Genomic DNA, 12,459 nt, shown 5'->3' with positions numbered 1-12,459 from the left:
GACCGAGGCGGCGGCGTGAACGCCATCGCGCAGCTGCTCAGCGAGATTGTGGCCACCGGGCAGGTCCCGACCGACGAAGCGATCGCCGAGGTCGTGACGAAGGGCCGCAGCGTCGCCGCCCGGCGCGAGGCTCGCCAGCGGATCCGCAACACCGCCCGCCGCATCGTGAACGCCCTCGACAGCGGACTGCCGGACCAGGCCGGACAGCTCGCCGAAGACGTCGGCGAAGACCTCGCCGGCTTCACCTCCGGCGGCGGCGGGAACGACCCGCGCAGCCTCGCCGAGAAGGTCGGCCGCCCCAAGTACAGCGAGGACCGCCCCAAGCAGGACCGGTCCCACGTAGCGCAGCTGCAGGATCTGCTGCGCTCCCGCATCCGGGTCGGCGTCACCAGCGACGACCTCACCACCGTGCAGCTGCGCGACGACGCCACACCCGCGCAGCGCGCCGAATGGGCAGACCAGGTGAAGACCGCCAGCCGGCGCATCGCCAACGCCTACCAGGGCGGGCAGCAAGGGCTCGCGCGCGAGCTGACGAGCGAGTACGCCGCCAAGTACAGCGACCTCGTCGCCCCCACCGGGGAACGCCGCGACCCGAACGAACACGTCGACGACCCGCGCGAGCTCGCCGCGCTCGTCCGCCGCAACGACCTGCCGCCGGACGCGGCCTGATGACCGGCGCCGGTCCCGCGTGGCCCCCGAGCTCTCTTGCCGCCCGTCGCCACGGGTGGACGGCAGGTCGGGGCGGGACCGGCGCCACCACCCGTGCAGCCGGTGCTGCGTCAACGCCCCCGGGCAGGACGTCGTGGGGAACGCCGACGCCAGCGCACACCGGACCGAAGCGAGGAACCCCTCACCTCGCTGCGCAGCACCGGCCGCACACCCTCCCGCTCCCCAACGAAGGACCACCCATGTCACTGCTTCTTGATCACGGCCCTCACAGCATCGTCGTCTTCCCGGAAGAGGACTACACCGACACTCGCGGCAACCCCCGGAAGCGACCGGCCGAGGTGGGGGTGACCGTCACCGGCGTGCTGATGACCCCGATCAGCAGCGCGCGCGACCCCTTGTCGGACAGGCGGATTGACGGCGGCTACCGCCTCATGGCCCGCACCGCGCCGCTCGGCCCGTGGGCCGCAGTCGAGTTCAACGGCCGACGGTTCACCGTCGAAGCAGGGCCGGTCGAGCACGCCTCCAGCCCCGCCACCACCCACGTCAGCGCCACCTTGATTCCCGCCGACTAGGGCGCCAAGGCGATGACCACTCCCCACCACCCCAACCAGCGCGGCGCCACAACGCCTGAGCCCTACGCCATCGCACCACCGTCACCGTGCAGCTCAGCGCTGACAGCACGCACAGCACCACGACACAACGCAGCACAGCCCGCCCTCAGTGCGCTCGTAACAACATCAACAGGACAGGTGCATGTTAATGACCTGTCCAACTCGCGGCGAACTAGGACACGACACACGTTGTCGATCACTCACTGATCACCATCACCTCAGTGACCAGCCGACCAACAACACGAGCAACACCATCACCACCACGAGCACAACCAACACCCGACGCAGCAGCACCGACCACGAGCAGCTCGCTCCCCACGAGCAGCACGACCACGCCGACCACCAGCCCGACGGTCAGCTCCCCGACTCCCCCCACCCCCTGGCCACCACCCCCACCCCCCGGGTGCTCTCGACCGGTCGTGGATAGCACCGCACCATGTGCGTCCGGGCGGCCGTCGATTCGAAAAACCACCGGAGAATCCCGATGACAGCAAGTAGCCACCCACTTTGTGCCCAGTGCGGTCGTTCCTTCGTGCGGAGGTCGGCTCGTGGCCGCCCGCAGCGGTATTGCGGGCAGGTGTGTCGCCGCGCGGCCGAGTACGAGTTGAACCGGGCTCAGGGTTTGTTGCGGCGGGCGGAGCAGAAGCTGCAGGACGCGCGGTTGAAGACCGTCACGGAGCAGCGTCACTTCCGTGTCGACGCCGACAAGGTCGTGGAGTTCTGGGAAGCGGAAGTGGATCGGCTCCGGGTCGAGTTGCGCCGTTTGCTGGAGGCTTCCGAGGCTTCGTCGGAGTTCCTGAAGCCTGCTTAGCGGGGTAGTATTACTCCTGAGTTCGCGGGTTGTTTCCCGCAGCTCAGGGCAGTTAACTCGGACCTTCTGCACCGGGCGCCGGCGGGCGACACCACGACACGAATTTCTCGTGTCGGAGGCCCGCCTCAATGTCTTCTCCTACCGGTGGCGACGACGTCGTCGGCAAGCTCGCAGTCCGGGTTCGCCCCGACACGACAGGGTTCCGCAGCGAGCTACAGCGTGAGCTGAACGCGCTCGAGCGGACGCTTGAGCTGACCGTTCCGGTCAAGTTCGACGTCGACCCGAACGAACTGCGGACACAGCTCGCGGCGATCACAGCGTCGATCAGCGTCCCGGTCAGCTTTGACGTCGACACCGCTGCTCTGCGGGCGCAGTTGCAGGCGTTGGACGGCTCGTCGATCACGGTCACCGCCGACATTGACCTTGACGCGGCCGCTTTTCAGGCGCGGCTTGCCGCGCTGTCTAACGCTGCGATCGACATCCGTGTCTCGGTCGGTGGTGTTGCGCTCGCGATCTCCGAGCTGACGGCGCTGGAGCAGATTGTCGACCGGTTGGATGGCCGCCGGATCCGCATCGACATCGACATGGACACCGCGGGCACGCTCGCGCAGATCGCGGCGATCGAGACGGCGCTGCTCGGGCTGCGTGGGTCGATCGGGTCGCTCAATGCCGGCGGTGGCGGTGGTGGCGCGCTCGGCGGGATGGCGGGGTCCGCGCTCAGCGTTGTCGGGTCTCTCGCTCAGGCGTCTGCGCTGGCTGCCGGGTTGGCTGTGGCCGGCGCCGCGGTCACTGCGGCGTGGGCCGCGGCGGCCACTGCAGTTGCTGCGCTGCCCGCTGCGCTGTTCCTGGTCGCAGCACCGGTCGCGGCGCTCGCGATCGGTTTCGACGGCATCAAAGAGGCCGCGAAGACGCTGAAGCCGGAGTTCGACCGGCTTCAAAAGGCTGTTGAGACCTCGTTGCTGCGTTCGTTCACGACGGCGTTCACAACGATCCGGCCGATCTTCCCGCAGCTGCAGGCCGGGCTGGTGGGTGTTTCGGATGCGGTCGGAAACGTCGTCGTCAACTTGTCGCAGATGGCGGTGGCGGCCACCAACTCGGGTTTGCTCACCGCGATCTTCACGAATGTTGCCCGGGCCATCAACGATGTGTCGCCGGGGATCCGGAACATCTCTGAGGCGCTACTTGAGGTCGGCGGACGGTCTGCGGCGTTCGATGCGCTGACGGGAGCGGTCAACCGTTTCGGTACGGCGTTCGAGCAGTCAGTTTCACGGCTCATCACCTCAGGTGAGCTCGACGCGGCGTTCCGCGGCCTCGGTGAGGTGCTCGGTGAGGTTGGTGAGGCGTTCGTCAGCCTCGTCGACAACGGTATTCAGGCATTCGTTGGTGCCGCACCTGGGATCACAACATTCCTGAACGACCTCACGGGGTTCTTCGACCGGTTCGATTGGGCGGCGTTGGGTGCCGCTGTCGGCAGCGTGTTCGAGAGTCTCGGCACTGCGCTAAGCAACGTCCCGCAGGGTGTCATCGACGAGATCACCGCTTCGTTCGAGGAACTCGGCGCGGTCTTCCAGGACCAGCAATTCCAACAGGACTTGCTGAACATGATCGAGGGCATTCCCGACGCGGTCGGTGCGATCAAAACGTTCACGGAGGCGTTCTCCGGGATCGGATCCGCGATCGCCGACGGACTTGCCGCGTTCGACGGGATCTCGACCAAGTTCACCGAGGTAGCCACCTGGTTCGACGATCTGTCGATCAAGGCCGGCCAGGCCATGAAGGACATCTTCGGGCCGGAGTTCGGGCAGGAGCTACGCAACCTCGACGACGACATCGACCGCTGGCTCGGGATCATCCCGACCACCGTCGACCAAGGTTTCCAAGAGGTAGGGACCGCCGCCCAGCAGGGCGCCAAGAACGCGTTCGCTCCGCTGCCCGGTGAGATCTCCGCCGGCGTTGCCCCGCTGCCCGGGGCGGTCGAGTCGGGCTTGGCACCGATCCCACCCGCGGCGGAGGCTGCGCTCACCCCAATCGGCCAGTCGATCGCGTCGGCCTTGTCGGGTTTGCCACCCATCGTTCAGGACTCGTTCGCCGCGCTGGAGGTGCCGGCGATCGTCGGGATGGCCGCGATCGCCTCCGGCATCACCGAGGGCCTGATCTCCGTCACCGGGGCGCTGCGGACCGGCCTCGACGGGCTCGGCCCGATCGTGCAGACCGCGTTCAGCACACTCGGTGCGACAACCGCCGTCGGCATGCAGCAAATCTCCACGGCGGTGACCACCGGAGCTGCGCAGCTCGGGCCGCTGTTCACGACGTCGCTGGCCCCGCTGAACACGGCGCTGACGACGTCGATGCAGGGTCTCGCGTTGGCGGCGACCACCGGGATGACCAGCGTGTCCGCCGCGATCGGCCTCGGGTTCGACCTGATCGCGACGAACGTGTCGACGCGGATGATCACGCTGCAGGCGAGCTTCACGACGCCGTGGCCGGCGATCGCGTCGTCCGTGGGCACCGGGATGGGACTCGTCGGGTCGGCCGTGGCCGCCGGCTTCCCCGGGATCACACAGTCGGTCGCGATCGGCATGTTGTTGGTGCAGCAGGCATTCACTACCGGGTTCACGACGCTGTCGACGACGACGATCCCGACGGCGATGCAGACCTTGGCCACTGCGGTGACCACCGGGTTCGTCCTCATTCAGGAGTCGTTCCGGACCGGCATGACCGCCATCGGCACGGTCATCAGCGAGGTCTTCTCCACGACCCTGGTGATCGCGGTTCAGACCGGGATGATCGCGCTGAACGCGGCGTTCGTGCAAGGGTTCGTCACGATCGTCGAGTCGGTGCGGGTCGGGTTCGCGAACGTGCAGACCGCGATGAACGAGGGGTGGGCGGCGGTCAACCTCGCCACTACCACTGCGATGACCGAAGCGACCACGGCCGTCACGACCGGCATGACCGAGATGACGACCGCGGTCACGACCGGGATGACGGAGATCCGCACGTCGGTCGAGACCGGGATGAACGAGGCGTTGACGGCGGTGCAGACCGGTGTCAACGACATGGTCGCCGCACTCAACGCGAGCGTTGGGCAGTTCCGTGCGGCCGGCGAGAACATGGGCCAGGCCCTCGCCGACGGGCTCCGGTCGAAGGTTGGAGAGGTGCGCGCTGCCGCGCAGGAGCTTGCCGACGCCGCCGCCGCTGCTACGGCCGCCGCAGCTCAGATCAACTCGCCGTCGCGGGTGTTCCTCAACCTCGGCTCGTTCATGGGTCAAGGGTTGACGGCCGGGTTGTTGTCGGAGAAGTCGCAGATCATCGCCGCTGCGCGTGATCTCACCACCGCGCTGCAGGACGAGTTCAGCACGGTCAGCGCACCACCGATCGGGGCGGACTTCGCTGCCGGGTTCGGCACCGCTCTGGATCGGAAGGTGCGGGCGGCGATCGCGGACGTCGACCTGCACGGTGGCTCGTCGCAGTCGGCCGGCCCGGTCACCCAAAACTTCTCGGTGCCACCTGGCTACTCCGTGAAGCAGCTGTCCGACGAGGTCGGGTTCCAGATGCGGAAGGCACGCCGCGGAGGCGTGCACGCCCGCTGAGGCGCCCGCGTTGCCTGAGCGCTACCCCTTGTCGGGTGGGTCGGAGTCGAGGAGCGATCCGACCCATGGCATGCCGAGGCGCATGTTTTCCAAGTACCGGTGGACCTGGTGACGGTCGTCGTCGAGGGAATATGCGAGCAGCTCGAGGTGTAGCCCCCCGATCGCTGTGATGAGGCCGGCGGCGAGCTCGGGGTCGTCATAGGCGCCGGCGTCGCGGAGCGCGGTGCGGGCTGCGGCGTCGTCGCGGTTGTTGAGCGCGATCAGGACGTCCACCGCCACGACTTTCGCTGCCTCCGGGTCCACATAAGCAGTGTGTCGGACTCAGGCGGTGACGCAGAAGGCCCAACCCCCACACGCGCCGGGTCGGGCCTTCACTTCGGCCGGGTTCCAGATGCGTAAGGCCCGTCGGGGAGGCGTGCATGCCCGCTGACCTGCGTCATCGCAGGTGGGGTAACGATGCCGACCCAGGGAGTGGAATGTAGTGCACGCTCTACATGTACGTGGCAAGGTGGGGAGCCGGGTCGATCGCTCATACGGGGGAGACGGATGACCAAGCGCAAGCGACGTTCAACGAGAGTCGGCTCAGGGTCTCTCATGGATCTGAGTGGGCAGGCCACCGCCAAGGCTATGAAGGTGCGCCCTCAATCTGGCCGGCACACAAGCAAGGGGATCGCCTCGGACTGGGAGGCGGTCGGCTCAGCGCTACGTCGAGCAGCCGGGCGTGTCGCTCGGGACGGCAAGGGCGAAGGCGCGTAAGACAGGCAGGTGACTGTCGCGACGCCCGGGGACGATGAGCAGCCGTACCCGCCTGACCAAGGGCAGCAGCTAGCGCTGGGGATTGAGTTTCGGCAGACGAGCGGCCCGATACCTCCGCCAGAAATCTTGCTCGGCTACAACACGATTGATCCGACGCTGGCCAGTCGGATCATGAGGATGGCCGAGAACGAACAGGCGCACCGTCACGCGATCGAGCGTATAGAGACGGGCGAGCCGTTCAGACTCGCCCGTCGAGGACAGATGCTGGCTCTGAGCGTAGTTGTCCTCATCCTGGTTTTCGCGAGCTTCCTGGCGATCATCGGTCACCCGTACCTAGCCGCCACCGTGGTAGGCATTGATCTGCTCGGCTTGGTCATCGTGTTCATCACTGGACAGTCGACCCGGCCAGCGGAGCCGTCTGAGCCAGCGGTTGAGCCTGAAGCCGAGCAGCCGCCCCAAGGGACCTAGTCGCGGGCCGTCTCGGAGACGACCCCAGGGTCACCGGTTATTCTCGGTACCGGCGATCCTGGGGCGTCCTGAACGCGCCTGCGTGCTACTCGGACTGGCCCATCTCGATGACGTCGGCCAGGTGGTTGATGGCCCTTGCGACGGCGAACAGGCCGCCGGCGACCGACCGTCCTTCGCCGTACTCGGAGTGGAGTTCGGCGGCCTGGTAGCCACCCAGCCCCTTCTCAATCGCTTCGGAGATCGTTCTTGCTGCGTCGGTGAGGTCGGTGCTGTCGATGCTCATGGCGGCATGATCCTGGGCTCGCGCCGCCTGGCGGGACCGCCGAGTCAGCGAGACAGCCACGCGAAGAAGGTGTCCCGCGCCGGTGACCCGTCGCCGTTGCGGACTCTGTCCTTCCCGTGCCAGGCGATCTCAGGCCATCCGGGGCCGCCGGGCTTCCAGGCCCACTTCTGGCCGCACGCGGGCACTTCCAGCGCTTCTTCGACGGGCCGCCGGCCGGAACGTCGCACCTGTGCTTGGGCATCAGATCTCCTACACGCTGAGTAGTTGAACTGCTGATGAAGGAGGGAGCCGGCGACCGCCCGCCATCACCGTCAATTGACGGTGAATCCGCACGTCGTAGCGCCGGGATCCCCGGCATCCCCAGATGATGTTGTTGCAGGTCAAGCAGGGGAGTCGCGAGAGGGAGCCCTCCAGGGAGAACTCCCTCTCACACGGTTGGCTCCCTACGGGGCGACGCCCTCGGCGCCAGCCTCGTCGTCACCGTCGGTAGCACGCTCGGCGAGGGCCTCAGCGACCCGGTCAGCCGCAACGACCATCAGGCCGCCGCTCTTGTACGGGCGTGCCCCGTCGGGCAGCGCCGCGGCGAGCCGCTCGAACGTCCAGCCTCGATAGGTCGCCCTGTCGAGCACAGAGAGCCCGGACAGCACCTCCTGCGTCCTGAGCCGCTTGTGCCCGGCCAGCACCGTCGCGATGTCCGTCAGCGGGTCGCGCTCGGCCGGCCGCTCGAGCGCCGGCGCCTCGACGCCGGCTTCCTCGCGCATCGCGACGGCCCGCCGGACGATCGGGGTGAGCTGGTCCACCTCGGCGTCCTTCTGAATGTGGAAGGCGCGCAGCAGACCGGGTTTCGCCGCGAACCCGGACGCCATCGCGGTGCCGACGTCCTCGCCTGCGACCAGCCCGGTGGCGGTCACTCCTGAGCGGTGCGCGCCAGTCCCCAGGATCGCGTCATTGCCCTGGTGGTCGCCGATGGCGAAGCAGACGCGGTGGCTGGTGGTCTTCGCCAGGTCCCGCGGCAGGTTGTCCGCCGACGGCGCCGGCGTCACGAACACCAACGTCAGAGCACACTTCCTGGCCTTCATCATGACCTTGATCGCGAGCTCCTTGGCCTCCTTGCCGAGGCGTTCGTGGCGGAACATCTCCTGACATTCGTCGAAGACGATCACCCGTGGGCGCAGCCGCGGGTCCCGCTCGGCGAGGCGACGGGTCACCTTCGTCTCGTCCCCACCGAGGTCGGCGAGGATCTTCCCGCGCTTGGTGACCTCGTCGCGAAGCCCGCGCAGCGCCTCGATGGCCGCTTCGACCTGCTCGTCCTCGTCGCCCTTGATGAACGTCCGCAGCCGCGGGCGCATGACGTCGTAGTCGGCGTTGAACGCCATGCAGTAGATGTCGATGTCCACGAGCGGGTCGAGCATGGCGCCGGCCAGCAGGTCGATGACCAGCGACGTCTTTCCGGAGCCCATGATCCCGGCGATGCCGTAGTTCGAGGCCATCAGCTTGCCGATCACGGCGTCGCCGCGCTGGTCCTGCCCGACCGGGACACCCCGGAAGTAGTCGGTGCCGCCGTCGTGCAGCAGCGGGTACGGGTCGATGGGCCGGGTGAGAACGCCCTGGTCAGCGGCCCACAGGTCCAGCACACCGGCTTGGTCGCGCGGCTCGATCGGCCACACCTCCACCGGCTTGCGCACCAGGTTGTGCGCCAGGACCGTCTTCTTGTCGTTGATCATCTCGACGGTCACGCCGAGCGGGAGCTGCAGCTGGGTGCGGTAGCCCTTCCCGTCGCGGCAGGTCGGCTGCACCCAGCGGGGCTGCCACCCGTCCTTGACCGCCTTGTTCAGCGCCGGCAGGCCGAGGTTCTGCAACGCCCGCAGGATCGCGCCCTCGTCGGGCACGACGTCACGCTCGTCGCCCTGGCTGGCGGGTGCGATCCACGCCGGCACCGTCGCCCGGGTGCGCCCCGTCTGCCACAGCCAGGCGATCGCGCCGACAGTGACGGCGGTGAGCAGCAGCGCGCCATACGCCGTGAAGAACCACACGGCCCAGACGATCGCGGTGATCAAGCTGACGATCGGGCCGATCACCTGCCGGAAGTCGCCGGTACCGATCGCGAGCACCACCCCCAGCGCGAGCAGCAGCCCCGCGACCGCGGCGATCCCGATAGCGAGTGCCTTGACCAGCTGCAACGGCGACTGAACCCAGTCCATGACCCGGCCGTGGCGGCGGGCCTTCTCCTGGACGTCGCGCTGCTCCCAGTCCAGCAGCCGGTCGTAGTCCCCGGCCACCTCCGCAGCGCGCATCATCCGCTCGTAGCGGCTCGACCCGTGCGCGTCGCGCCAGCGGGCGAACACCACGCCGGCGCCGGCCACGATGTACCAGCCGTTCCGGGCTGTGCCGCGCACGCCGGTGCGGACGGTGGGCGACGTCTTCAGCGTCGTGATCAGGTGCACCCGTCGCCGCGACGGCGAGCTCTTCACGAGCTCCGCGTCGACGACCAAGGGCGGTGGCACCGCCTTTACCGGACGGTTGGGCTTGTGCAGGTTGATGGTCATCGCTGGCGCCTCCCTCGGCGTCGCGGCTTCGGGGTGGGCGTCAAGATCAGGACGAGCCGGCCTTTCTTGTCGCGCATGAAGATCCCGCCGACCAAGGTCTTCGCCGGCTTCGAGAACGCCGAGGCGATCAGCAGGGTCGCGACGATGGCGATGACGAGCGCGGCGGTGGTGCTCACGACGCCTCCTGCCGGTGGATCATGTGGATCAGTGCGGCGCCGGAGCCGAGGACAGCCACCGGCAGGCACGACACGAACGCGGTGATCGGCCACGGTGCGACGGTCATCCCGGCGGCGGTCATGAGGTGGTAGGCCACCTGTCCGAGCGCACCGAGTGCGAGCGACCCGAGTGCGCTCCACCGCGCGAACCGCCGTGCGCGGGCTGACACCGGTGCGTCCGAGAGCCAAGCCCACATCGCGAGCGCGCCGTAGCACTCAACCCCGAGCGGCAGAGTGATCGCCGAGTTGATGACCCACTCGTCGGCGATGCCCGGCAGTAGCACGACCGGTCCGAAACCGGTGAGTTTGCCGAGGCCGACCCAGCCGGACCAGATAGCCACGAACGCGCCGAGGGCAATGATCAGAAGTGGCCATCGGGGCACGGTCCGGACGCGCGTGGGGTGCACTGCACCTGCGACGTCCTCTACCAGGGCTTCTACGGCGATCTCAGCGCCCGCTGTACCGACCTCCGCCACCTCGTCGGACGCGGTACTCGCTGCGCGCGGCGCCGGAACCGCGTGCTGCTCCTGGCCGTGCTCAGGCTGAGCGCCTGCCCCCTGGAACGGGTGCCCGTCGTGCACGCGCTCGAACCCGGTCCGGCGCAACTCGGCGAGCGCACCGTTCGCACGCACCGCACCGCACCGGAAGGTGCGCATGACTCTGCGCTTCGACGGCAGCTCACCGAGCTCGGCGGCGAGCGCGGCGACTTTTTCCGCGAGCACATCGGATGGCATCGGGTAGGCGCTGGTCACTGGATCTTCCTTCCGCAGCCGCAGCAGAACGCGGAGGTGAAGATGACTCCGAGGTGCACGCACACGTCCGCGGTCGCGCACTTCGGGTACCGAGCGGCGTGCCGGTCCGCAGCACGATCGGCCGCACGTCGTTGCCCGGCGGTCACCTTGGCTTCGCTCCAGTCGGAGCAGCGGTGCCCGCTCACCGGAACCACCGCCACACTCGGCGCGGCCGGTCACAGATCGGGCACGTGCCGTTCGTGTACAGCGTCGACCCGCACGTGCCGCAGCGTGAGCTCCTCACGACAACCACCACCGCAGCAAATCGCCGGCAGTGAGACCGGCGGCGGCGGTGAGCGGGATCAGCCAGACGGCGGCGTAGACCGACTTGCCGGTGCCGGGCGGCAACGCCTCGGACCAGTGGGGCGACTCCTGCAGATCTGCAGTAGTTGTTCGCCCGATCGGCGCATCATTTGAAATGAGGGTGCTCATCGGGACACCTGCAGCTGCTCAAGCTGCTCGCCGGCGCAGACGAGCGCAGCGGCCAACAGGCGGGCGTTCGCCGCGCTCAGCCAGGCGTCGTCGACCTCGACGGGCCGACCGGCGAAGGTGACGGACTCGTCGTCGCGCAGCGACAGGCTGACGTGAGGCCGGCCCGGAACGTCGAACGCGCCGACTTCATCCTGCTGGGACAGGCCGACGGTGACGAGGGTGTGACAGTCGAGGCGCCAACTCATCGGCGCGGACCGGTGGAACAGGTTCGAAGGGGTGCTCTGGCACAGGCGTGGGTCGCACCACTTCGGGTGTGCGTAGGACAAACTCATGGCGGGTCAGCTCCTGTTCAGCTGATCAAGTCCCCGGGGCCGGTGTCTTCAGCACCGCCCGGGGGCGTCCTTTCCGGACTGCCCGACGCTTCACGGGCACAAATCCGGCACAACTCACGTCGGGATCAGACCCGAATCGATGAGAGTCAATGAGAGCCGTTAGCCCAGCTCAGCGGGGCTTTCGACGGGATCAGCCCAGGTCAGGGCCGCGCAGATGGCAGTTCACCAACTACCGCTGACTTCGCACACCTATTGGTGTTGTCACACAGGTCATGCCCTGTGTGACGGCACCAACAGGTGTGTGACGTGCGTCGGGGATCCTTGCCGGCGTGCCCGTTGCGATCAGGCCGGCCGAGCCCGCCGACTTCGCCGCCGTTGCCACGGTGATCGACGCGTGGTGGGGGCGTCCGGTTGCGGCTGCCCTACCCCGCCTGTTCCTCGACCACTTCCACGCCACGAGCTCCATCGCCGAGGATCACGAGCTCGCCGGCTTCCTGGTCGGCTTCCACTCACCCGGCCTCGACGGCGTCTCGTACGTGCACTTCGCCGGGGTCCGGCCGGACCAGCGCCGGACGGGCCTGGCCCGCCGCCTCTACGGCCGGTTCACCGACCAGGCGCGCGAGGCCGGGAGCCGGGAGCTGAGAGCGATCACCGGCCCGTCCAACACCGGGTCCATCCGGTTCCACGAGCGGCTCGGGTTCACCTCGGGGGGCCGGTCCCGGACTACAACGGGCCCGGCAAGCCGATGATCACGTTCACGATGCGGCTGAGTTGATCCCAGCAGAGGGCAGGAAAGTCCGCCATGGCCCTCCGGGCCGCCACGATGGATGAGAATCGGTGCTGGGTGCGGCACTCGGGGGTACGCCGCAGTAGGGGTCGGTGACCGAACGGCACTTTCGTCCATACCTAGTGGACGAAAGTGCCGTTCGTTCGTTTCCGGCCCGACGGGTGGGTG

The 12,459-nt window shown here is 68.1% G+C and carries 14 protein-coding genes; 6 read left to right on the top strand and 8 right to left on the bottom strand.

Going from position 1 to position 12,459, the window contains the following annotated elements; all coding sequences use genetic code 11:
* The first annotated feature begins 15 nt into the window (after positions 1–15).
* On the top strand, positions 16–669 hold the full coding sequence (locus tag LL648_RS38485; protein WP_232667893.1) for a hypothetical protein: 654 nt from the start codon (positions 16–18) through the stop codon (positions 667–669).
* 239 nt (positions 670–908) lie between these two features.
* Positions 909–1,241, top strand: coding sequence for a hypothetical protein (locus LL648_RS38480; protein ID WP_232667892.1), 333 nt, complete (start codon positions 909–911; stop codon positions 1,239–1,241).
* Between the two features lie 235 nt (positions 1,242–1,476).
* Here the strand turns inward: LL648_RS38480 and LL648_RS38475 are convergent, their stop codons facing one another.
* A complete protein-coding gene (locus tag LL648_RS38475; RefSeq protein WP_232667891.1) occupies positions 1,477–1,656 on the bottom strand; it encodes a hypothetical protein in 180 nt (59 codons plus the stop codon).
* Between the two features lie 201 nt (positions 1,657–1,857).
* Between LL648_RS38475 and LL648_RS38470 the strand changes: the two genes are divergently transcribed.
* A complete protein-coding gene (locus LL648_RS38470; protein ID WP_232667890.1) occupies positions 1,858–2,091 on the top strand; it encodes a hypothetical protein in 234 nt (77 codons plus the stop codon).
* Between the two features lie 128 nt (positions 2,092–2,219).
* Positions 2,220–5,681 carry a hypothetical protein gene (locus tag LL648_RS38465; RefSeq protein WP_232667889.1) on the top strand — a complete coding sequence of 1,154 codons (3,462 nt, stop codon included), beginning with the start codon at positions 2,220–2,222 and terminating at the stop codon, positions 5,679–5,681.
* A gap of 21 nt (positions 5,682–5,702) precedes the next feature.
* Here the strand turns inward: LL648_RS38465 and LL648_RS38460 are convergent, their stop codons facing one another.
* The gene (locus tag LL648_RS38460) at positions 5,703–5,984 is read right to left on the bottom strand and encodes a hypothetical protein (RefSeq protein WP_232667888.1); all 282 of its coding nucleotides are present in this window, start codon (positions 5,982–5,984) and stop codon (positions 5,703–5,705) included.
* 462 nt (positions 5,985–6,446) lie between these two features.
* Between LL648_RS38460 and LL648_RS38455 the strand changes: the two genes are divergently transcribed.
* On the top strand, positions 6,447–6,905 hold the full coding sequence (locus tag LL648_RS38455; RefSeq protein WP_232667887.1) for a DUF2335 domain-containing protein: 459 nt from the start codon (positions 6,447–6,449) through the stop codon (positions 6,903–6,905).
* Between the two features lie 85 nt (positions 6,906–6,990).
* On the opposite strand, the gene LL648_RS38450 is transcribed toward LL648_RS38455, so the two are convergent.
* From LL648_RS38450 to LL648_RS38425, 6 genes are all read right to left on the bottom strand, one after another.
* Complete coding sequence (locus tag LL648_RS38450) at positions 6,991–7,188, bottom strand: hypothetical protein (protein ID WP_232667886.1); 198 nt, start codon at positions 7,186–7,188, stop codon at positions 6,991–6,993.
* Positions 7,189–7,631: 443 nt separating this feature from the next.
* Positions 7,632–9,734 carry a zonular occludens toxin domain-containing protein gene (locus LL648_RS38445; protein WP_232667885.1) on the bottom strand — a complete coding sequence of 701 codons (2,103 nt, stop codon included), beginning with the start codon at positions 9,732–9,734 and terminating at the stop codon, positions 7,632–7,634.
* On the bottom strand, positions 9,731–9,910 hold the full coding sequence (locus LL648_RS38440) for a hypothetical protein (RefSeq protein ID WP_232667884.1): 180 nt from the start codon (positions 9,908–9,910) through the stop codon (positions 9,731–9,733). Before LL648_RS38440 ends, LL648_RS38445 begins: the two co-directional genes overlap by 4 nt.
* Positions 9,907–10,782: an ABC transporter permease gene (locus LL648_RS38435; protein WP_232667883.1), complete on the bottom strand. Its 876-nt coding sequence runs from the start codon at positions 10,780–10,782 to the stop codon at positions 9,907–9,909. The genes LL648_RS38440 and LL648_RS38435 overlap by 4 nt, the downstream gene beginning before the upstream one ends.
* A 198-nt stretch (positions 10,783–10,980) precedes the next feature.
* Entirely contained in the window at positions 10,981–11,172 is a 192-nt protein-coding gene (locus tag LL648_RS38430) for a hypothetical protein (protein WP_232667882.1), read from the bottom strand.
* Positions 11,169–11,417, bottom strand: coding sequence for a hypothetical protein (locus LL648_RS38425; RefSeq protein ID WP_232667881.1), 249 nt, complete (start codon positions 11,415–11,417; stop codon positions 11,169–11,171). Before LL648_RS38425 ends, LL648_RS38430 begins: the two co-directional genes overlap by 4 nt.
* Before the next feature lie 416 nt (positions 11,418–11,833).
* Between LL648_RS38425 and LL648_RS38420 the strand changes: the two genes are divergently transcribed.
* Positions 11,834–12,253 (top strand): GNAT family N-acetyltransferase, encoded by a 420-nt coding sequence (locus tag LL648_RS38420; protein WP_232667880.1) that lies wholly within the window; start codon positions 11,834–11,836, stop codon positions 12,251–12,253.
* The last annotated feature ends 206 nt before the right edge of the window (positions 12,254–12,459 follow it).

It is taken from the genome of Pseudonocardia sp. TRM90224 (assembly GCF_021245725.1).
Lineage (GTDB): Bacteria > Actinomycetota > Actinomycetes > Mycobacteriales > Pseudonocardiaceae > Pseudonocardia.
The sequence above is the reverse complement of the archived record's forward strand: the minus strand, read 5'-3'. Positions and strand labels throughout refer to the sequence as shown.